General features: G+C 46.3%; 20 protein-coding genes. 13 read left to right on the plus strand and 7 right to left on the minus strand.

The genetic code is table 11. The features are described from left to right. Positions 1-266: 266 nt before the first annotated feature. Positions 267-473 carry a hypothetical protein gene (locus ITG12_RS25015; RefSeq protein ID WP_038869812.1) on the minus strand — a complete coding sequence of 69 codons (207 nt, stop codon included), beginning with the start codon at positions 471-473 and terminating at the stop codon, positions 267-269. 359 nt (positions 474-832) lie between these two features. On the opposite strand from ITG12_RS25015, the gene ITG12_RS25020 reads away from it, so the two are divergent. Continuing rightward, positions 833-1,537 carry a carbonic anhydrase family protein gene (locus ITG12_RS25020; RefSeq protein WP_038869811.1) on the plus strand — a complete coding sequence of 235 codons (705 nt, stop codon included), beginning with the start codon at positions 833-835 and terminating at the stop codon, positions 1,535-1,537. Between the two features lie 564 nt (positions 1,538-2,101). Here the strand turns inward: ITG12_RS25020 and ulaG are convergent. Together ulaG and ulaR are read right to left on the minus strand one after the other, a co-directional pair. Next, on the minus strand, positions 2,102-3,169 hold the full coding sequence (gene ulaG, locus ITG12_RS25025) for an L-ascorbate 6-phosphate lactonase (protein ID WP_005448892.1): 1,068 nt from the start codon (positions 3,167-3,169) through the stop codon (positions 2,102-2,104). A 124-nt stretch (positions 3,170-3,293) separates the two neighbouring features. Further along, entirely contained in the window at positions 3,294-4,049 is a 756-nt protein-coding gene (gene ulaR, locus ITG12_RS25030) for an HTH-type transcriptional regulator UlaR (protein WP_038880136.1), read from the minus strand. A gap of 386 nt (positions 4,050-4,435) precedes the next feature. Here ulaR and ITG12_RS25035 point away from each other — a divergent pair, with 386 nt between their 5' ends. The 8 genes from ITG12_RS25035 (at position 4,436) to ITG12_RS25070 (ending at position 11,495) form a co-directional block, all read left to right on the plus strand. After that, complete coding sequence (locus ITG12_RS25035) at positions 4,436-6,196, plus strand: PTS ascorbate-specific subunit IIBC (RefSeq protein ID WP_005434683.1); 1,761 nt, start codon at positions 4,436-4,438, stop codon at positions 6,194-6,196. A 121-nt stretch (positions 6,197-6,317) separates the two neighbouring features. Next, positions 6,318-6,794 carry a PTS sugar transporter subunit IIA gene (locus ITG12_RS25040; RefSeq protein ID WP_009696580.1) on the plus strand — a complete coding sequence of 159 codons (477 nt, stop codon included), beginning with the start codon at positions 6,318-6,320 and terminating at the stop codon, positions 6,792-6,794. A 9-nt stretch (positions 6,795-6,803) separates the two neighbouring features. After that, positions 6,804-7,496 (plus strand): L-ribulose-5-phosphate 4-epimerase, encoded by a 693-nt coding sequence (locus ITG12_RS25045; protein ID WP_009696581.1) that lies wholly within the window; start codon positions 6,804-6,806, stop codon positions 7,494-7,496. Between the two features lie 4 nt (positions 7,497-7,500). Continuing rightward, positions 7,501-8,322 carry a Cof-type HAD-IIB family hydrolase gene (locus ITG12_RS25050; RefSeq protein WP_038880139.1) on the plus strand — a complete coding sequence of 274 codons (822 nt, stop codon included), beginning with the start codon at positions 7,501-7,503 and terminating at the stop codon, positions 8,320-8,322. A 5-nt stretch (positions 8,323-8,327) separates the two neighbouring features. Beyond that, positions 8,328-8,975, plus strand: a complete 648-nt coding sequence (locus ITG12_RS25055; protein WP_038880142.1) for a 3-keto-L-gulonate-6-phosphate decarboxylase UlaD — start codon at positions 8,328-8,330, stop codon at positions 8,973-8,975. 8 nt (positions 8,976-8,983) lie between these two features. Further along, positions 8,984-9,865 carry an L-ribulose-5-phosphate 3-epimerase gene (locus ITG12_RS25060; RefSeq protein WP_038880145.1) on the plus strand — a complete coding sequence of 294 codons (882 nt, stop codon included), beginning with the start codon at positions 8,984-8,986 and terminating at the stop codon, positions 9,863-9,865. A 183-nt stretch (positions 9,866-10,048) separates the two neighbouring features. Beyond that, a complete protein-coding gene (locus ITG12_RS25065) occupies positions 10,049-10,477 on the plus strand; it encodes a hypothetical protein (protein WP_038880148.1) in 429 nt (142 codons plus the stop codon). A 151-nt stretch (positions 10,478-10,628) separates the two neighbouring features. Next, on the plus strand, positions 10,629-11,495 hold the full coding sequence (locus ITG12_RS25070; protein ID WP_038880151.1) for a glycerol kinase: 867 nt from the start codon (positions 10,629-10,631) through the stop codon (positions 11,493-11,495). Between the two features lie 126 nt (positions 11,496-11,621). Here ITG12_RS25070 and nagB read toward each other — a convergent pair whose 3' ends face one another. Next, positions 11,622-12,422 carry a glucosamine-6-phosphate deaminase gene (gene nagB / locus ITG12_RS25075; protein WP_038869802.1) on the minus strand — a complete coding sequence of 267 codons (801 nt, stop codon included), beginning with the start codon at positions 12,420-12,422 and terminating at the stop codon, positions 11,622-11,624. Positions 12,423-12,796: 374 nt separating this feature from the next. Between nagB and ITG12_RS25080 the strand changes: the two genes are divergently transcribed. Continuing rightward, entirely contained in the window at positions 12,797-13,048 is a 252-nt protein-coding gene (locus ITG12_RS25080) for a DUF3081 domain-containing protein (RefSeq protein WP_038880154.1), read from the plus strand. A 143-nt stretch (positions 13,049-13,191) separates the two neighbouring features. Here the strand turns inward: ITG12_RS25080 and ITG12_RS25085 are convergent, their stop codons facing one another. Further along, the gene (locus ITG12_RS25085) at positions 13,192-13,545 is read right to left on the minus strand and encodes a DUF413 domain-containing protein (protein ID WP_038869800.1); all 354 of its coding nucleotides are present in this window, start codon (positions 13,543-13,545) and stop codon (positions 13,192-13,194) included. A gap of 148 nt (positions 13,546-13,693) precedes the next feature. On the opposite strand from ITG12_RS25085, the gene ITG12_RS25090 reads away from it, so the two are divergent. Continuing rightward, entirely contained in the window at positions 13,694-14,587 is an 894-nt protein-coding gene (locus ITG12_RS25090) for a LysR family transcriptional regulator (protein WP_038869799.1), read from the plus strand. Between the two features lie 160 nt (positions 14,588-14,747). Here the strand turns inward: ITG12_RS25090 and ITG12_RS25095 are convergent, their stop codons facing one another. Both ITG12_RS25095 and ITG12_RS25100 read right to left on the minus strand, forming a co-directional pair. Further along, the gene (locus tag ITG12_RS25095) at positions 14,748-15,191 is read right to left on the minus strand and encodes a DoxX family protein (protein WP_248874418.1); all 444 of its coding nucleotides are present in this window, start codon (positions 15,189-15,191) and stop codon (positions 14,748-14,750) included. 348 nt (positions 15,192-15,539) lie between these two features. Next, positions 15,540-15,743, minus strand: coding sequence for a hypothetical protein (locus ITG12_RS25100; protein ID WP_038869796.1), 204 nt, complete (start codon positions 15,741-15,743; stop codon positions 15,540-15,542). Between the two features lie 204 nt (positions 15,744-15,947). Here ITG12_RS25100 and ITG12_RS25105 point away from each other — a divergent pair, with 204 nt between their 5' ends. Together ITG12_RS25105 and ITG12_RS25110 are read left to right on the plus strand one after the other, a co-directional pair. Then, a complete protein-coding gene (locus ITG12_RS25105; protein ID WP_038880157.1) occupies positions 15,948-17,315 on the plus strand; it encodes an AlkA N-terminal domain-containing protein in 1,368 nt (455 codons plus the stop codon). Then, positions 17,312-17,794 carry a methylated-DNA--[protein]-cysteine S-methyltransferase gene (locus tag ITG12_RS25110; RefSeq protein ID WP_005434707.1) on the plus strand — a complete coding sequence of 161 codons (483 nt, stop codon included), beginning with the start codon at positions 17,312-17,314 and terminating at the stop codon, positions 17,792-17,794. The genes ITG12_RS25105 and ITG12_RS25110 overlap by 4 nt, the downstream gene beginning before the upstream one ends. The last annotated feature ends 30 nt before the right edge of the window (positions 17,795-17,824 follow it).

The raw sequence follows: 17,824 nt of genomic DNA on the forward strand, positions 1-17,824 counted from the left end.
TGAAGAATTATGTTTATTCGCAGTCGTTTCTATGCCTAATACTCACAATAAGTCGATACTGAAAAAAGCAGCTTTAAATGATTAAAGCTGCAAAGAATCAATAGCAGGAAAAGTAGATGATTACATCTACGGAAACAAAGTGAAACCAAACAATTGTGTAGTAACGTTTGATGAAAACTATAGTATATGACTCACGTTCTGTTTCAATGTGTTCAGCTGTGGTTGAAGCTGAATCTAAATATCTGGAGCAGATTATTAAATAGTCCCTACTTCAATAGCCTAATGATGTTCTTGGGCCTTCTTATATAGTCATAAAACTCTTTTGCTTTAAGCCTACCGACTGAAAGTTCAATTTTAAGCTCATTGGCAAGTAATCTTAATGTCGATCGATTAACCATATCTTTACGAGCATTCACTTTATCTAGGTATTCATCCAAGATTTTTTCATCATAAACGTAGATATATTCACTCATAATCGTATGTCCTTTTAAATGATAGTTTTAGTTGGCAATAAACCCTGAATTAGAGTTTGGTTTTTTATGACGAGGTAAATTGATGTCGTTTTAGACGATGTTCGTTTTGCGTTTGGATTATTAAGGTATAAGAATAAGGCTTCAAGCAGTTTTGCTGTGATTCTTGTATGTTGAAATAATCTAGTCTGATGGTGAAATACAAATCTCACTATTAGTTCTGTCCCAAAGTGATTTAAATATTTGTTTAATTTGTTTTTATAAATGTTGAATATGGGTGTGCTTGCATTTATCTGACACTGCAATGACTTTGAGGTTTTACTAATTATCTGATTTTTAATAATTTATTAAATGAGGATAAGATGAAGAAATCACTGTTAGCGATTGGCCTTTTATTAAGTTCTGCAGCACATGCTGAGCATTGGGGATACGAAGGCGAGAATGGGCCTGAGTTTTGGGGTAAATTCTCTGAAGATTGTCAGCAAGGTAAGAACCAAAGTCCTGTTAATATCCAATCAACCGTGTTGGGTATTATGGATGAAATACACATCAACTATTTAGGTCATGCCGTTTCAGCTATTGATAATGGTCATACTCTGCAAGCCAGTGTTGAGGGCAATAATACGCTACTGGTTGACGATAAAAAGTACACGCTTTCTCAATTTCACTTCCATACGCCATCTGAAAACCACATCAACGGAGAAGAGTACCCGCTAGAGGCGCACTTTGTTCATGCCGATAAGGATGGCAATCTAGCGGTTGTGGCAGTCTTCTATAAGCTAGGAGATGAAAACCCAACACTGGAGAAGTTGCTAAACCATGACTTTAAAAAAGGCAAAACAACCAGCTTTGAACCTGTGAGCATCAAGTCTCTTGTTCCTTCTAAGCACAGCTACTACCGATTCAATGGTTCGTTAACGACACCTCCGTGTTCTGAAGGTGTTCGTTGGTTGGTACTAAAAGAGGTTCAAACGGTATCTGCAGCGCAAGTGAAAGCGTTTATGGACATCATGGGCAAGAACAATCGCCCTATCCAGCCGATTAACGCTCGACTCATTATCAACTAACCCATTAATGACGAACCGAAGTTTGACGCGGTTTGCGTGCTATCTGAGATTAACGGTTGTCTAAACGAAAAAAGGACTCTTAGTGAGTCCTTTTTGATATTAAAAATAAGAGCATACATCAAGTGGAACTCAAGTGTCTGATGGGTACTCCATCCTTGGAGATTTGACACTTAAGCGACATCGAACGCAGTCACACATTGCACTCGGATGTACTAACCGAAACCAATTTAACATTGGACTTGTAAGCAGTACATCAAATGATTTTTGTCGATTAAAGATGTCTAAGTAGCTAAATTTTAAGTGGTTTATCTTCGAGGTTTTAGATGGATATTGTGGATATTGAGCGTAAGTTAGAGCGAAGTTGGCATTTATTAGAATGCTTGTAGATGTACGCTAGCGTCTGGGGTTTTTGAGAGCGTTAGTCTCTCTGAAAGCTCTCCTACTTATAGATAGCGAATGTTAATCGTCGCATAAAATGCGCTCTGTATAATCTGAAGTTTCTGCAATAAAAAAGGACTCAATTGAGAGCCCTTTTGGTTTTCGCTGTCTGACGTTGCGACGGAATTACAAGAACGCTTTGTATGGCAATTCTGGTTCGTTTTTGAAGATGTCGCTAAAGCCACGGAAGTGTTGGTAGTGCATGCGACCTTTATCGGTTGGGAAGGTGTATTTGCCCCCAACTTGCCAAAAGAACGGTGCGAACTTGTATTGCAGACGGTCTTTCTTCATGTTCCACAACACTTCGATTTCGCGTGGGTCGTTTTGGAAGTTAGCCCAAATATCGTGGTGGAATGGCATCACGACATCACAATTCAACGATTCTGCTGCGCGTAGGATGTCAGAAGACGTCATCTTGTCAGTCACGCCACGTGGGTTTTCACCGAATGACAACAGTGCCACGTCGATTTGGTATTCGTTGCCGTGTGCGGCGTAGTAGTTCGAGTAGTGTGAGTCACCAGAGTGGTAAACCGAGCCGCCTGAGGTTTCAATCAGGTAGTTCACCGCGCGTTTGTCCATGCCGTCGAGGATTTCTTTATCGTAAGAAGAAGTGCCCTCTGGTAGCGTGACAAGTGCAGTGCGGTCGAATGAATCCAGTACGCGGATCTTCATGTCGCCGACTTCAAGTACATCGCCCACTTTCGCGACCACACAACGCTCTTCTGGCACGCCCCAGCCCATCCATAAATCGACACACGCTTGTGGACCGATGAACTTCACGTGGTCACCACAGTTTTGCAGTACCGCCGCCGCGACGTTCACGTCGATATGGTCAGCATGATCATGGGAAGCCATCACAGCATCGATCTCTTTGATAGCAAATGGGTCAAGCGGGAAGATAGCAGTACGTAGATTTGGTTGCAGCGCTTCGACACCGCCCATACGCATCATTTGGTGCTGGTTCTTCATGAAGGCATTCTTTTGCGTCTTTTTACCCGTACCACACCAGAAGTCGATAGAGATGTTGGTGTTGCCCTCACTCTTCAACCAGATACCTGTACAACCTAGCCACCACATCGAGAATGTATTTGGTTCTACCACCGTATTTTCGATCTCTTCGTTCAGCCAGGTACCCCACTCAGGGAATGTATTTAGGATCCAAGATTCACGAGTGATTTCATTTACTTTACTCATAGCAACACCTTTTTGTTTCACAATTTTTATTAAATTTGGGATGTAGGGAGCCGAGCGCCTTAATTTGTAGTTAAGGCACTGAGCTGAATTATTTTTATTTATTTGAGAAAGAGGCTAGGGCGCGTTAGACCAGTATGACCTGTGTCCCTTTTGCTTCTATCGCTTTGATGACCTCTGGGTTGGCGTTTTTGCCAGTGATCAGAATGTCGATTTTCTCGGTAGGACAGAACAACATGCCCGTTCTGTGACCCACTTTGGAGCTGTCTACCACGACGACGAGCTTGTCGATTTGCTCAAGCATTTGCTGCTCTGCCACCGCGGTTAACATGTCGGCTTTGTAGAGTCCGGCTTCGGTTAACCCTTTGCCCGAAGTGAACATCCAATTGCCTGCGTAACTGCCAAGCGAGTTGGGCGCCGGATTTAAGAACAGTTTTTGTGAACGGTTGTATTGACCGCCAATGATGATCACATCGTCATGGTCTTCATTGATCAGGTAGCTTGCCAATGGGAAGTAGTTGGTGACGATCTGCACGTCTTGCCCACATAGCTTCTGCCCAAGTAGGAAAGCGGTCGAACCGCAGTTGATGACCACGCTGTCGCCAGGCTGACAAAGCTCAGCGGCTTGCATCGCAATCAAGGATTTTTCTTCGTAATGCTCAGTGCTGTTGATGTTCAGCGGTGACCATTTTTTCTTTTCTGCTTCGACGCGTTCTGCGCCGTTGCGTACTTTGCGCAGTTTGCCTAGTTCATCCAGCTTAGAGATATCACGGCGAGCCGTAGCTGGAGAGACGTTAAAGCTCTTAATAATGTGTGAGACGTTAATCGTCTGATTTTCTTCTAATAAAGACAGAATGCCATTGTGTCTTTGTACTTCATTCATACCCATCACCCTATTTGATTCAAATTCACCGAAATGTGTATCTAGTGATTATTTGGTGATTACTTGTGATTTGTTTTGATTCTATTAATCACGCTCTTGATTGTCAAATTCAAGACTGATGAAAATCTGAACTTCATCACAATAAATTATAAGTAATTGTATTTATTGATAATTTAATTTTTGTGTGTGATCCGCTTACCATTTGTAGGGTTTTTTGGAGGGCAAAATTGATAAATATCAAAATAATCACAAATGAGCATTGCGTGATTACTTTTGATTGTTAGAGTTTATTTCGTGAGCAAAAACTGAGTAGATTCTACGACATCAGATGGAATCACTCTGACCTACATACGATTACAAATAAAAAACACTCTAGGGGTAAAGATATGGAGTTCTTGTACGACATCTTCTATATTTTTTACAGCCAAGTTATGACCAAAGCCCCACTACTGCTGGGTTTGGTAACATGCATTGGCTATTGGTTGCTGAGAAGAGACGCCACCACCATCATTAAAGGTTCCATCAAAACGATCGTGGGTTTCATGCTGGTTCAAGTGGGTGCGGGCACCCTAGTTGCTGGCTTCAAACCTGTGATCTCCAAACTTTCCGAATACCACGGGCTAACCGGCTCGGTCATTGACCCTTACACCTCCATGATGTCTACCATGGAAGCGATGGGCGACAACTACTCTTGGGTGGGTTACGCAGTTCTATTAGCATTAGGTATCAACATCCTCTTGGTACTGTTCCGCCGCTACACGGGTATCCGCACCATCATGCTGACTGGTCACATCATGTTCCAGCAAGCAGGTCTGATTGCCGTGTTCTACTTTGTGCTTGGCGCAAGCATGTGGGAAACCATCATTTACTCTGCGGTGTTAATGGCGCTGTACTGGGGTATCTCCTCCAACATCATGTTCAAGCCAACTGAAGAAGTCACCGGCGGGGCGGGTTTCTCTATTGGTCACCAACAACAGGTCGCGTCTTGGATTGCAACAAAAGTCGCGCCAAAACTTGGTGATAAGAACGACAGCGTTGACCACCTAGAACTGCCTAAATGGCTACATATCTTCCACGACAGCATCGCAGCAACGGCGATCGTGATGACGGTGTTCTTCGGCATTATTTTGCTTTCATTCGGTCTTGATAACCTTCAAGAAATGGCGGGCACCACACACTGGACTATCTACATCTTAGAAACGGGTCTGAAATTCGCTGTTGCGATTCAGGTGATTGTTGCCGGTGTACGTATGTTCGTTGCTGAGCTGTCTGAAGCGTTCAAAGGCATCTCTGAGCGCGTGATTCCAAACGCGGTATTGGCGATTGACTGTGCGGCTATCTACGCATTCTCTCCAAACGCAATGGTATTTGGTTTCATGTGGGGTGCGCTTGGTCAATTCGCTGCAGTACTGGCGATGCTGGCATTCGATGCGCCAATCATGATCATCCCTGGCTTCATTCCAATGTTCTTCTCTAACGCGACCATCGGCGTATTTGCTAACCACTTCGGTGGCTGGAAAGCGGTGATGAAGATCTGTTTCGTGATGGGCATCATCGAGGTGCTAGGTTCTGCTTGGGCTATCCACCTATTTAGCCAACACGGCACAGAATTCAACGGCTGGATGGGCATGGCGGACTGGGCGCTTGTATTCCCACCAATCATGCAAGGTCTGTCTGCATCGAAAATGTTCTTCTTCGTTCTTGTTGGTCTGTCTCTGGTTTACATGTTCTTCGCCTCTCGCAAGCTACGTGCTGAAGAAGACGCGCAAGGCACAGTAGAAATCAGTGAAGAGCCAGAAGTGATTGAAGCGGTAGAGCAAGCAATCAAAGCGAGCGACGGTCTGCGCCCAGTCAGCATCCTAGCAGTATGTGGTAACGGTCAAGGCTCATCGATGATGATGAAAATGAAGATCGGCAAATACCTAGAGAAGAAAGGCATTCCTCACGTGATGGACTCATGCGCAGTGTCGGACTACAAGTCGAAGCTTGCGAGCACGGACATCATCGTATCGTCGAAGCACCTGTCTGCAGAGATGGAGCCAGGTGAAGGCAAGTTTGTACTCGGGGTGCAAAACATGCTTAACCCTAACTCCTTCGGTGACGAGCTACTCGACATCATCAATAAAAACTTTGTACCAGCAAAATAAAACAGCATGACCAAATATCTCTCAATGAAGAGATAAGAAACCAATAACAAACAGCGGATGACAACAGTGGTGCCGGGCTTCGGAAAGCCAAAGTCACGGCACCCAAACTGGAGATAGAACAATGGGATTAAAACAATCACTGATCGACAACAACTCAATCAAACTGCAAGCGCAGGCGTCGAATTGGCGTGAAGCCATCAAGATTGGTACGGACATGTTGATTGCCTCTGGTGCGATTCAGCCTTCTTACCACGACGCCATCATCAGCAGCGTGGAAGAGTTAGGTCCTTACATCTGCATCGCGCCTAACTTGGCACTGCCACACGCACGCCCAGAAAACGGCGTAATTCGTACTGCTTTCGCACTGGTTACGCTAGAAGAGCCAATCTACTTTGAAGGCGAAGACGAGCCAGTTGATGTGCTAATCACGCTAGCGGGCAGCTCTTCCGATGAGCACATGGAAGGTCTGATGGAAGTGACCCAAGTGTTGGATGATGAAGACAGTGAAACGGGCGTGGATTTAGACAAGCTTCGCCGTTGCCGCAGCAAAACCGATGTATTCAACGTGATTGATGAAGCTCTGGCTGTTACTGCCTAAGGAGAACTCATGTACAGCGAACTGAAACAACGTGTGCTCGAAGCCAACCTCAAACTACCGAAATACGGCTTGGTGACCTTCACCTGGGGCAACGTGTCTGAGATTGACCGCGAGCGCGGCGTGATTGCGATTAAACCGTCGGGGGTGGAATACGATGGCATGCGCGCTGAGCACATTGTGGTGGTCGATTTAGACGGCAATGTGGTGGAAGGCAACATGAATCCATCCAGCGATACCGCGACCCACATTGAGATCTACAAAGCGTTCCCACAAGTGGGCGGCGTGGTGCACACCCACTCACGCAGCGCAACGATTTGGGCGCAAGCAGGGATTGATATTCCTGCGCTGGGCACGACTCATGCCGACTACTTCTACGGCGACATTCCATGTACTCGCAAGCTCTCACAACGCGAAATTGCCGAAGAGTACGAGAAGAACACTGGCTTAGTGATAGTGGAAGAGTTTCGTCAACGCCGCATCGATCCAATGGCAGTGCCAAGCGTGATTGTAGCAGGGCATGCGCCTTTCTCTTGGGGCACTAACGCCGATGATGCCGTGCACAACGCAGTGGTATTGGAAGAGATTTCTGCCATGGCATTAGCAACACGTTCACTCAACAGTGGCATCAAGATCCAGCCTGAGCTTTCAGACAAACACTACCTGCGTAAGCACGGTGAAAACGCCTACTACGGGCAGAGGTAACGACATGTACAAAGTGCTTGCTTTAGATTTAGACGGAACTGTCCTCACCGATGAACACAGCATTCACCCAGAGGTGAAAAAAGCGATTCAAGAAGCGCAGCAGAAGTGTCACGTGGTGATTGTCACCGGACGCCATCACACTGCGGCACGTCCGTATTACGATGAGTTGGGTCTTACCACGCCTATCGTCTGCTGTAACGGCACTTATGTTTATGACTACCACAATGACCGAGTGCTCAAGCACAACTCCATCGATAAGGAAGACGCGCTGACGTTCATCGCCTTGGCGAAGGAGTTTCAGGTCAAGATGGTGATGTACGTAACCGATGCCATGACGTACTCAAACTACAACCCAATTCACTACATGGAAGCGTTGGAAAAGTGGGCGAAAACCGCGCCTGAGCACCTTCAACCGAAGATCTACAAAATCGACTCGTTCAGTGAAGAAGTGCGTAATACCGAGTTCGTGTGGAAATTCGTGGTGGAAGGCTTACCAAGCTCGGTAGAACGCTTAATTGAAAACCCATGGGTGAAAGAGAAATTCAACGGCGAACGCTCGTGGTCGAATCGCATCGACTTCGCAGCAAAAGGCAACAGCAAAGGCTTAAGACTGGCGGAATACGTTTCTGAGCTGGGTTATCACCCGAATCATGTCATTGCCGTGGGCGATAACCACAATGATATTTCCATGCTCCGTTACGCCGGATTAGGTGTTGCCATGAATAACGCAGACGAGACGGTACGCTCAAGCGCCCGTTTGGTGTGCGAAACCGATAACAATAACGACGGCTTAGCTCGTCTGATACGTGAAAAAATTCAAGGATAAGCATCATGACCAAACCAATGATTCAAATCGCTCTAGACCAAACTAACCTAACTGACGCCGTGGCGGTTGCAAGCAATGTACACAGCTATGTTGATGTGATTGAAGTGGGCACCATTCTCGCGTTCGCAGAAGGGATGAATGCGGTCTCAACACTGCGTAAGAACCACCCAGACCATATTCTAGTGTGCGATATGAAGACCACTGATGGCGGCGCTATTTTGTCTCGCATGGCGTTTGAAGCTGGCGCTGACTGGATTACGGTCTCAGCCGCAGCGCACATTGCGACCATCGAAGCGTGTAAGAAAGTGGCGGATGAATTTAGTGGCGAAATCCAAATCGAAATCTACGGCAACTGGACGATGGAAGATGCGCAAGCGTGGGTGGATCTCGGTATCACTCAAGCGATTTACCACCGTTCTCGCGATGCAGAGTTGGCAGGGATTGGCTGGACAGATGCTGACATCAACAAGATGCGTCAACTCTCTGAGCTAGGTATCGAGCTCTCTATCACGGGCGGTATCGTGCCAGAAGACATCTACCTGTTCGAAGGCATCAAAGCGAAAACCTTTATCGCAGGTCGTGCATTGGCGGGCGACAAAGGGCAAGAAACCGCAGAAGCATTAAAAGCGCAAATCGACCGTTACTGGAACTAGGGGGCGACATGTATCAGAACCTACAACGTCATCGTGTTGGCTTGTATGAGAAAGCGTTGCCGAACGAGTTGAGCTGGGAAGAAAAGCTCAGCGTGACCAAAGAATTAGGCTTCGACTTTCTTGAGATCTCGGTGGATGAATCAGACGAGCGCCGCAGCCGCTTAGATTGGGACGACGAGACGATCTACGCCCTGCGTCACCAGTGCGAACGTTATGGCATGCCATTGCAGTCGATGTGTTTGAGCGCGCACCGCAAGTTCCCGTTTGGCTCGGCTGATCCGAAGATACGCGAGCAAGCCGTGCTGCACATGGAAAAGGCGATCGCATTGGCGTACAAACTTGGCATCCGTACCATTCAATTAGCTGGCTACGATGTGTATTACGAGCCAGCAAACCGTGCCACGCATTTGCGTTTTATTGAAGGTATGAAGGAAGCGGCGAAACTGGCAGAGCGCGCAGGTGTGATGCTTGCTGTTGAAATCATGGACACCGATTACCTCAACTCATTGAGTAAGTTCGAAGTGCTCAATCGCGAAGTGAATTCGCCGTATTTCACTGCTTATCCAGACGTGGGCAATATCTCTGGTTGGAACTATGACGTGTGTACTGAGCTGAAATTGAGTAAGCCACACATTACCCAAATCCACCTTAAAGACACGTATCGCGTGACGCCGGAATACAAAGGTCAGTTCCGCGATCTGGTGATTGGTGATGGTGAAGTGAACTTCGATGCCATCTTCCGCACACTCAAAGAGACAGACTGCGTCGTGCCACTGGTGATTGAGATGTGGGCGCAAGATGAACATTGGCGTGCGCACATTCAAACCGCCCAACAGCGCTTAAATCAAGCGTGTGATCATGCGGAATTACCAAGGTTGTTTGCCGCATAATTCTTTCTGGGTCGTATAGACACTTACATGCTCCGGTGCTCGTTATTGGGCACCGTTTTCCCATCGTGGGAACGTGCAGTTTTTGACCCTCGTGAAAACTGCACTCTTTCGTTTCATTGGTTGACTTACCATCAGGGTTGGCGCAAAGTTGCGCTTTGTCGTTATGAAACCCTGTTAATCTGAATGAAATTACTCCATCTGCAACTTTTCTGGTACGAAAAACATCACACCCTATTGGAGATGGAAGACCTGCCAATTCTTACCCCAGCGCAAGAGCAAGAACTGCGTGAGTGGGCGAAAACACGCCGCAAAATCCTCAGCTACGAAGTGCATCAACAGCCTTGGGTAAAAGTGAACGTCGACGGTTTCTCATCGATTTTAGAGCTCAAACCAAATGGTACGCTGATGGAAAAAGACTTGTTCAGTGAGCGTGGTTTACAGGGCTTATGGAAGGTCAGCGACGGCTTCTTGTTCATCAAAGTCATCAGCGGTGAATTCATCGTCGAATACCAAATTGTTGGTCATACAGAAAACAATGTGCACAGTGGTATCGAGTACATCAATGGCAAAATCAGCACCTACAGCAAATTTGCCAAACTCGCGAATAATTAAGCCGATTCAATTCGATGTAGAGAAAGGAGCCAAAGTGCTCCTTTTTTGTTGTGGATAGAAAATCCCAACTATTCTTACTTCAAGCAATGAAATCAATGCGTTAATATCCAAGTCATCATCTTATTTCAAACAGTAGCAGGAGGCATGAATCGTGTCTGAAAAAATATCGACGTCGGCGCTGGCAAAAATGCGTCAGATGGAAGCTAAGCTGCTGTTTGCGGATCTCAAACGCGCTGGTTACATCGTTCGCCAAGACGAGAAATGGATTTTGACCGAAGAGGGCGCCAAGTTTGGCGGTGAGTATGTCGATCACCCTAAATTCGGGCAGTTCATTGTTTGGCCGACCAACTTGCACATCGAGCTTGCCGCAACGTCTGGAAAAACTTACAGCGCAACCCAGTTGGGCGAGAAGCTGAAGCTCAATGCCAAGCGCATGAACCAGCTGTTAAGTGAATTAGGCTGGATCAGCAAATCCGAAGAAGGTTGGAGTTTAACCGAAGCCGGAATTCGCGCTGGTGGTCAACAGAGAGCCGATAAAGAGTCTCAGAACACCTTTGTGGTGTGGCACGACGTAGTGCTGCGTAACAAGCGTCTCAAGCAGTCTGTGATTGAGTTTTTAGGTCAAGATGCCGAGTCCCATTCCACAGATAAGTCGTTTTCTAGTTTTCGCCAGAAGTTTGAAGCCAAGCACCGCACATTGGACGGACACTACGTTCGTTCTAAAGGGGAGCTTCTGATCGATAACTGGCTGTACTTGGCAGGAGTAGTGCACGCTTACGAGCGCCAACTGCCGATCGACCAAGACGTGACAAGCGATTTCTACCTACCAGGCGGCAAAGTCTATTTGCAGTTTTGGGGCAGCGATTCTGGCGAGATGTTAGAAGCGGAGCGAGAGAAGATTCGTGCAGTTTACGAGCAGCATAACTTCAACCTCATTGAGGTCGAACCGAGTGAGTTAGATAAGCTCGATGAGGTATTGCCGAAACGTCTGCGCCAGTTTGGTATTCAAGCTTATTAAACGCCTCGCTAACGGTTGTTTAAATTCCTACACCTTCAAACCTGCCAGTCTTTAAAAACGAAAAAACCCGTGATGACTCACGGGTTTTGTGTATTCAGCGTTTATCTTTGGTTGTTATCCGAAGGATTAGAAACCTTTGATGTTTTCCGCTTCTAGCTCAGAGAAGTACTTAACTGTCTTCACTTTAAGCTCTTGTTGTGAAGGCTCATCACAAACGATCACTGCTTTAGGGTGTAGTTGAAGTGCAGAAACCGTCCATAGATGGTTCACGCTGCCTTCTACCGCTGCTTGTAGAGCAAGTGCTTTGTTGTGACCTGTTACTAGGATCATCACTTCTTGAGCGTCTAGTAGTGTGCCAACACCGATAGTTAGTGCGTACTTAGGAACTTGGTTGATGTCGCCATCGAAGAAACGAGAGTTCGCGATACGAGTGTCTTCAGTTAGTGTCTTGATGCGAGTGCGAGAAGACAGAGAAGATGCTGGCTCGTTGAATGCGATGTGACCGTCGTTACCTACGCCGCCCATGAACAGGTTGATCTTGCCGTAAGACTTGATTTTGTCTTCGTAGCGTTGGCATTCCGCTTCGTGATCTTCCGCGTTACCGTTAAGAAGGTTGATGTTCGCTTCTTGGATGTTTACGTGGTTGAAGAAGTTGGTGTACATGAATGAACGGTATGATTCTGGGTGATCCGCAGGGATACCGATGTATTCGTCCATGTTGAAAGTCACAACGTGTTCGAAGCTCACTTCACCAGCTTGGTAAAGTTCGATCAATGCTTTGTAAGTTGCTAGAGGAGTGCCACCTGTAGGTAGACCCAGAACGAACGGACGCTCAGCAGTTGGTTTGAAGTCGTTGATGCGCTTAGCGATGTGTGCTGCTGCCCACTTGCCTACTTGTGCTGCTTGAGCTAACGGGATAAGTCTCATTTTGTGCCCCTAGTTATTGGAATTTAAGATGTTCTGAAACATTAATTCGCATTATAAAATAAGTAATGTTGAACTGCTATTGTTTTAGGTCAAAAATTTGCTTTTTCTTTAACCAATGTTGCTTTTCTGGGCGATTTTTACGTTTGCTTCGAGTTGAATCTATGCAAAGCCGTGAAGCAAGCCTAGTTGATTAGCATGTAAAATTTATGACTGAAATTAAGTTTTTTGGCTGAACGAGCGAGCCGAATTGAATGGAGTTACGTAGGAGAAAGGGAAGAAAAATGCCGAAGTTATGATCTCACGCAATCTATGGTGTGGCACGGCGTTTCTTCCTTATCCATACTTTAAGTGTGTTTATTGCTGAGGGAATCGCAATGAAAAACGAATTAGACGCAACCAAAGTGCTCCAAGCATACGAATGTGTGATGAACAACGGCACGCCTACTGAGTTTGGCAAGATGTATGAAGGGATAGAGGCCTATTCTGATTACGATGGCTATAACGTGTTTCTGAGAGGCAATGGTGTGGAGCTTACGGTGGGGTTCCACAACACCTATCATTTGGAATATGACCAAGAGCATCTGAAAGACAGCTTCTTGAAGAAGGTAGCCATGTTGGCGAAATAATCGCTCGCCAAATAGTTGTTCGGAAAAAATGAAAAGCCCTTAGGAATGGTCACCTTCGGGCTTTTGGAAAAGAAATGGTTTTGCAACACCACCAAGTTGTATTTTTTGGCGGCTTAGCCAAGCATTATAACTCGGCTATTCGATTAATCGTCTTCTGCTAGGCTCTCTTCCGCATAATCATCTGTCGCTTCTTGTTTGTTACGTCCATTTAGCGTGTGGAAGCGCTTGCGACCACGAGCTAGCTGTACGTATTTTAGCCAAGTGCGCTCGATCTTAGTTTTCGCTTTGCCTGGGTTTTCGAGAACTTTTACGAAGTGTTTTTCTTCGCTGTTCTCAGGTGTCAACTCGCCTGACTCTAAGCCAAGCATAGTATCCCCATAAATTGTTAGGATTTCCTCTTCTGAAAGAGTAAAATCGCCAGACTTTGCAAAGCCGCGTGGGAATTTTACGTTGTCGTAAAAACGTTTTTTGCCATGACGAAATTCAGTGTCAGACATATCAACAGCCTCTGTAACCGTTATTGATGAATGTGATGAATTACGGCGAAAATTAGGCGCAAAGCTAACAAAAGAAAAACAAAACTTTTTTGTCGTCAAAATTTTAATTAGTTGTTAATCTGGTTTTATATTGACCAGGAGATGGTTTATGGATGTAAAGGTCTTTCGAACATTTTTAGAGCTGGCAAAGGTTCGTCACTTCGGACGAGCTGCTGAGAACTTGTATATTACACAAGCTGCGGTGAGCGCACGCATCAAACAATTGGAAAGTTATTTCGATACGCAGTTGTTTATTCGTGATCGAAATAACATAAAGTTGACCTCCGCAGGTGAGCGTTTAATAGGCTATGCAGAGGTGATGGTTACCACTTTGCAGCAAGCCAAGCTCGAATTATCCCTCGAAGATGGTAAAGCGTTACAGCTGACCATGGGGGGAACGCCAAACATTTGGGATGCTTACTTACAAAACTGTCTAAGTGTTGTTACTGACTCTTTCGGCGGTTATGGCTTTATGGCGGAAGTCATGGGCCGTGAGATGCTAAGCCGCAGCCTACTTGAGCGCACGCTAGATATGGCGTTTGCTTTCGACCAAATCAAAGCGGATGAGCTGAACTGTAAAAAAGTCGCTGATGTGGTGCTTGTGTTGGTTTCAACTAAGCCAGATTGTTTAGAAACCGTATTTGAGCAGAAATACGTTTACGTAGATTGGGGCACACGCTTTGCGTCTGAGCATGCAGAGCGCCACCCTAAAATCCCTGCGCCTTACCTTCGCACTTCTACCGCGCGTATTGCGTTAGACTTCGTTTTGGAGAAGGGCGGCAGTGCTTACCTACCGGTGTCTCTGGTTGAGCCGTTCATTGCAAGCGGGCAGCTTCACAAGGTATCTGGCGTAGAAGATTGGTACCGTCCTATCTATTTGAGCTATCGCAAAGCCAGCACGTCTGTAGAAGCGATTAAGCAGGTTGAAGAAATCGTGAAAGAGATTGACCCGTTAACGGCGTACAGCTTGCAGCAAATTGCGGACATTCCGGCAGACGAGTAATTTCTGCTTTTGCGATCCAGTGCAAATTTAAACGAAAGCCCTTTGGTATAAACCAAGGGGCTTTCTGTATTGGTTTGCGTAAATTTACAGATGTTTATAAATTCAGCGTGATGCTTGAAGCGAGAGTCATGGCAGAATTTAGGCTCATGAAGAACCTGCTTTACGCCAGTTTTTGATGAAGTGTGCCATCCAGTGCCGCTTTGCCTGCGCCAGAAAATGCGAGAGAAACACAAGCTGCCAGTAATGCGAGACCAAATTCGTAACCGTTGTTCGACATGAACAAACCATTCTCGAAATGAACCGAGAAAATCGCAATCACCATGGTGAATGCTAGAGCCACAGCCGCTGGTCGAGTTAGAAGACCAAGCAAGATGAATAAGCCGCCAAAGAATTCTGCGCTGCCCGCAAGGAGTGCCATCAACATGCCTGGGCCTAAACCGACCGATGCCATCCACTGACCTGTTGCTTCAAGGCCGTATCGGCCAAACCAGCCGAAAAGTTTTTGTGCACCGTGCGCCATAAAGATAATGCCAACCGGAATGCGAAGGGTGAGTGCGCTGTAACCTGCATTTGAAGTCGTGATTTTGTGTAGCAGTGCTTTCATGATTTTATCCTTCCTCGGAAACTCTACTTATTTGGGGTGATCGCCCCTTTGTTGTTGGAGCAAGTTTAGGTCGTGGGTTCAGAAGAAAAAATCGGGACAATTTGATGCTCTCGTTCGAGAAATTTGATGGAACATTTTTAACGTAACAAATACAGAGTTTTAGGCTGTTTTTAGGATCTGTTTATTGTTCGGTACTATGGTGTTTTTGTTTATGGAAGTCGCAAATTTTCGAATAACTTTCCGAGCGTGTTTTGTATTTTGAAATAAGAATGTCGTAAATGCTGAGCAAAAAAAGAGCACATTTCTGTGCTCTTTTGTTTTTACGATTAACAAGGGAGAAAGGAGTGTTTAAAGGTTCATTAAGCTTTCAAGCGAGTCCTCTACGCTATGGTAGTGGTAGGTGCGTATACTCACACCATCCGACGCATTGATTTGAATTTCTGAAATCTCGTTATCAGAGTCGCGCTCAATAATCCCTATAGAGTGCTCGACTGATTTACTGGTAATAACCTTGTGATTTCTAAGTACAATCACGCACGTGTGTAAGTCCATGCCAATTCCCTTTAGCCGACGTTGTTGTGTTGTTCTGATTTAACTTTAGTGCACAAATTTACTAATGCCAAAAATTCTCAATATTGAGTTCCGAAAATGGCTAATTTACAGTAACCCTTCGTTCTACAATGAAGTTATACCGTTTGAGTTGTAACCTAACATGCGGCTCTATAGAGCACCCAATGCGAAAGCAAGGACAGCATCATGCTTATCCATCCCCATACATTGTTGACGTTCGAGCAGTGCCAAAAAGCGCGCATGGCACGTGACAGCCGTTTTGACGGTCGTTTCTACGTTGCAGTCAAAACCACTGGGATTTTTTGTCGACCAATTTGTCCAGCCAATCTGCCCAAAGAGGAAAACGTTGAGTACTTCACTGACAAGACGCAGGCACTGAAGGCCGGATACCGCCCTTGCTTACGTTGCCGCCCAGACAGTGCGCCAGGATCATGGGCTTGGAAGGGGGTTGAAACCACATTTCAACGTGCGATCAAAATGATCGATCGTGGTGAGTTGCACCATAGGTCCCTCGCGGATCTCTCCGATCGTCTCGGGATCTCAGATCGTTATTTGCGCATGCTGTTCGAGCAATATTTGGGGATGTCACCTAAGCAATATGCGCAGTATCAGCAGTTGATGTTTGCTAAGCAGCTCTTGCATTCGAGTTCGATGTCAGTCACTGAAGTTGGCTTTGCCGCAGGATTTAACAGCACTCGACGATTCAACGATGCGTTTCAAAAGTTCCTCCAACTGACACCTTCTCAAGTGCGCAGAAAGGAATTTGATGGCGTAGGGACGAATCGAATCGTGCTCCCTTATCGGGGCGCGTTGAACTGGCAACACATGCTCGATTTTTATCGTCTGCGTGCGATTGAGGGGATGGAGCAAGTTACGCAAAACACCTACCAGCGCAATGTTGTGCTGGATGATTGCCATGCACGATTCAAGGCTACTCAAGGGGAGGGCTACCTTGAGGTAGAGTTTGATATTGAAGATGTTACTAAGCTGCAAAACCTTGTGTCTGGCGTGCGTCGAATGTTCGATCTCGATGCGGATATTTGCACCGTCGAGCAGCACCTGGAATACATTGCGCCCGGATTGGTGAAAACCCACGGGATTCGGATTCCGGGCGTCTGGAGTGCGTGGGAAGCTGGTGTACGTGCCGTGTTGGGTCAACAAGTGTCGGTCAAAGCCGCAATTGGGCAACTTAACTTGTTAGTGGAAACACTCAGCAGCGATCAGCATACGCGCCACTTTCCAACGCCAGAAGTGATTGCTAATGCCGATGTTAGCTTCTTGCGTATGCCGCAAAGCCGTAAAGACACGCTCGTGCGATTTGCTCAGTACATGCAGCAAAACCCAGAAGCCGATCCGCAGCAATGGCTGGAATTAAAAGGCATTGGTCCGTGGACGGTGAGCTATGCGCAATTGCGTGGCCAATCTCAGCCCGATTGTTTTTTAGATAAAGACTTGGTGGTGAAGAAAGCCATGCCAAACTATCCGTCATTGAATGCTCATACTGCATCGCCTTGGGGCAGTTACGCGACTTTTCACTTATGGAATCAATCATGAAATCACTTTATACGGTAATGCCAAGTCCGTTAGGCGCTGTGACCATTCAAGCTAACGATCAAGGTTTGCTCGGAATTTGGTTTGAAACGTGTACCACCAAACCAGATGATTTGGGTGAGCGTGATGATCAACATGCAGTGCTCAGTCAGACTGTTACTCAATTGGAAGAATACTTTGCGGGGCTGCGTAACGAATTTGACTTGCCCCTTGCAGCGACAGGTACGGATTTCCAAACTCAAGTTTGGCATGCGCTAACGACCATTCCTTATGGTGAAACATGGAGCTACCAAGACTTGGCGAATGCCATCGGCAATCCGAAGGCGGTACGAGCGGTGGGACTGGCGAACGGTAAGAATCCTATTTCGATTGTGGTGCCGTGCCATCGTGTGATTGGAAAAAGTGGCAAGCTCACTGGTTATGCGGGCGGGGTAGAGCGCAAACAGCGATTATTGGCTTTGGAGAAGGGCTCGCCACTTTAAGTGAGGCCATTCTCAGAATCCGGCAAGGTT

The organism is Vibrio sp. ED002 (assembly GCF_023277445.1).
In the GTDB taxonomy this organism is placed as follows: domain Bacteria; phylum Pseudomonadota; class Gammaproteobacteria; order Enterobacterales; family Vibrionaceae; genus Vibrio; species Vibrio jasicida.

Bases quoted from the DNA above. Each gene is read 5' to 3' on its own strand.
- ITG12_RS25020 (WP_038869811.1), top strand. From the start codon at position 833: ATGAAGAAATCACTGTTAGCGATTGGCCTTTTATTAAGTTCTGCAGCA.
- ITG12_RS25055 (WP_038880142.1), top strand. From the start codon at position 8,328: ATGACCAAACCAATGATTCAAATCGCTCTAGACCAAACTAACCTAACT.
- ITG12_RS25100 (WP_038869796.1), bottom strand. From the start codon at position 15,743: ATGGACTTACACACGTGCGTGATTGTACTTAGAAATCACAAGGTTATT.
- ITG12_RS25105 (WP_038880157.1), top strand. From the start codon at position 15,948: ATGCTTATCCATCCCCATACATTGTTGACGTTCGAGCAGTGCCAAAAA.
- ITG12_RS25110 (WP_005434707.1), top strand. From the start codon at position 17,312: ATGAAATCACTTTATACGGTAATGCCAAGTCCGTTAGGCGCTGTGACC.
- ITG12_RS25015 (WP_038869812.1), bottom strand. From the start codon at position 473: ATGAGTGAATATATCTACGTTTATGATGAAAAAATCTTGGATGAATAC.
- ITG12_RS25045 (WP_009696581.1), top strand. From the start codon at position 6,804: ATGTACAGCGAACTGAAACAACGTGTGCTCGAAGCCAACCTCAAACTA.
- ITG12_RS25035 (WP_005434683.1), top strand. From the start codon at position 4,436: ATGGAGTTCTTGTACGACATCTTCTATATTTTTTACAGCCAAGTTATG.
- ITG12_RS25085 (WP_038869800.1), bottom strand. From the start codon at position 13,545: ATGTCTGACACTGAATTTCGTCATGGCAAAAAACGTTTTTACGACAAC.
- ITG12_RS25050 (WP_038880139.1), top strand. From the start codon at position 7,501: ATGTACAAAGTGCTTGCTTTAGATTTAGACGGAACTGTCCTCACCGAT.
- ulaG (WP_005448892.1), bottom strand. From the start codon at position 3,169: ATGAGTAAAGTAAATGAAATCACTCGTGAATCTTGGATCCTAAATACA.
- ulaR (WP_038880136.1), bottom strand. From the start codon at position 4,049: ATGAATGAAGTACAAAGACACAATGGCATTCTGTCTTTATTAGAAGAA.
- ITG12_RS25065 (WP_038880148.1), top strand. From the start codon at position 10,049: ATGAAATTACTCCATCTGCAACTTTTCTGGTACGAAAAACATCACACC.
- ITG12_RS25040 (WP_009696580.1), top strand. From the start codon at position 6,318: ATGGGATTAAAACAATCACTGATCGACAACAACTCAATCAAACTGCAA.
- ITG12_RS25060 (WP_038880145.1), top strand. From the start codon at position 8,984: ATGTATCAGAACCTACAACGTCATCGTGTTGGCTTGTATGAGAAAGCG.
- ITG12_RS25095 (WP_248874418.1), bottom strand. From the start codon at position 15,191: ATGAAAGCACTGCTACACAAAATCACGACTTCAAATGCAGGTTACAGC.
- ITG12_RS25090 (WP_038869799.1), top strand. From the start codon at position 13,694: ATGGATGTAAAGGTCTTTCGAACATTTTTAGAGCTGGCAAAGGTTCGT.
- ITG12_RS25080 (WP_038880154.1), top strand. From the start codon at position 12,797: ATGAAAAACGAATTAGACGCAACCAAAGTGCTCCAAGCATACGAATGT.
- nagB (WP_038869802.1), bottom strand. From the start codon at position 12,422: ATGAGACTTATCCCGTTAGCTCAAGCAGCACAAGTAGGCAAGTGGGCA.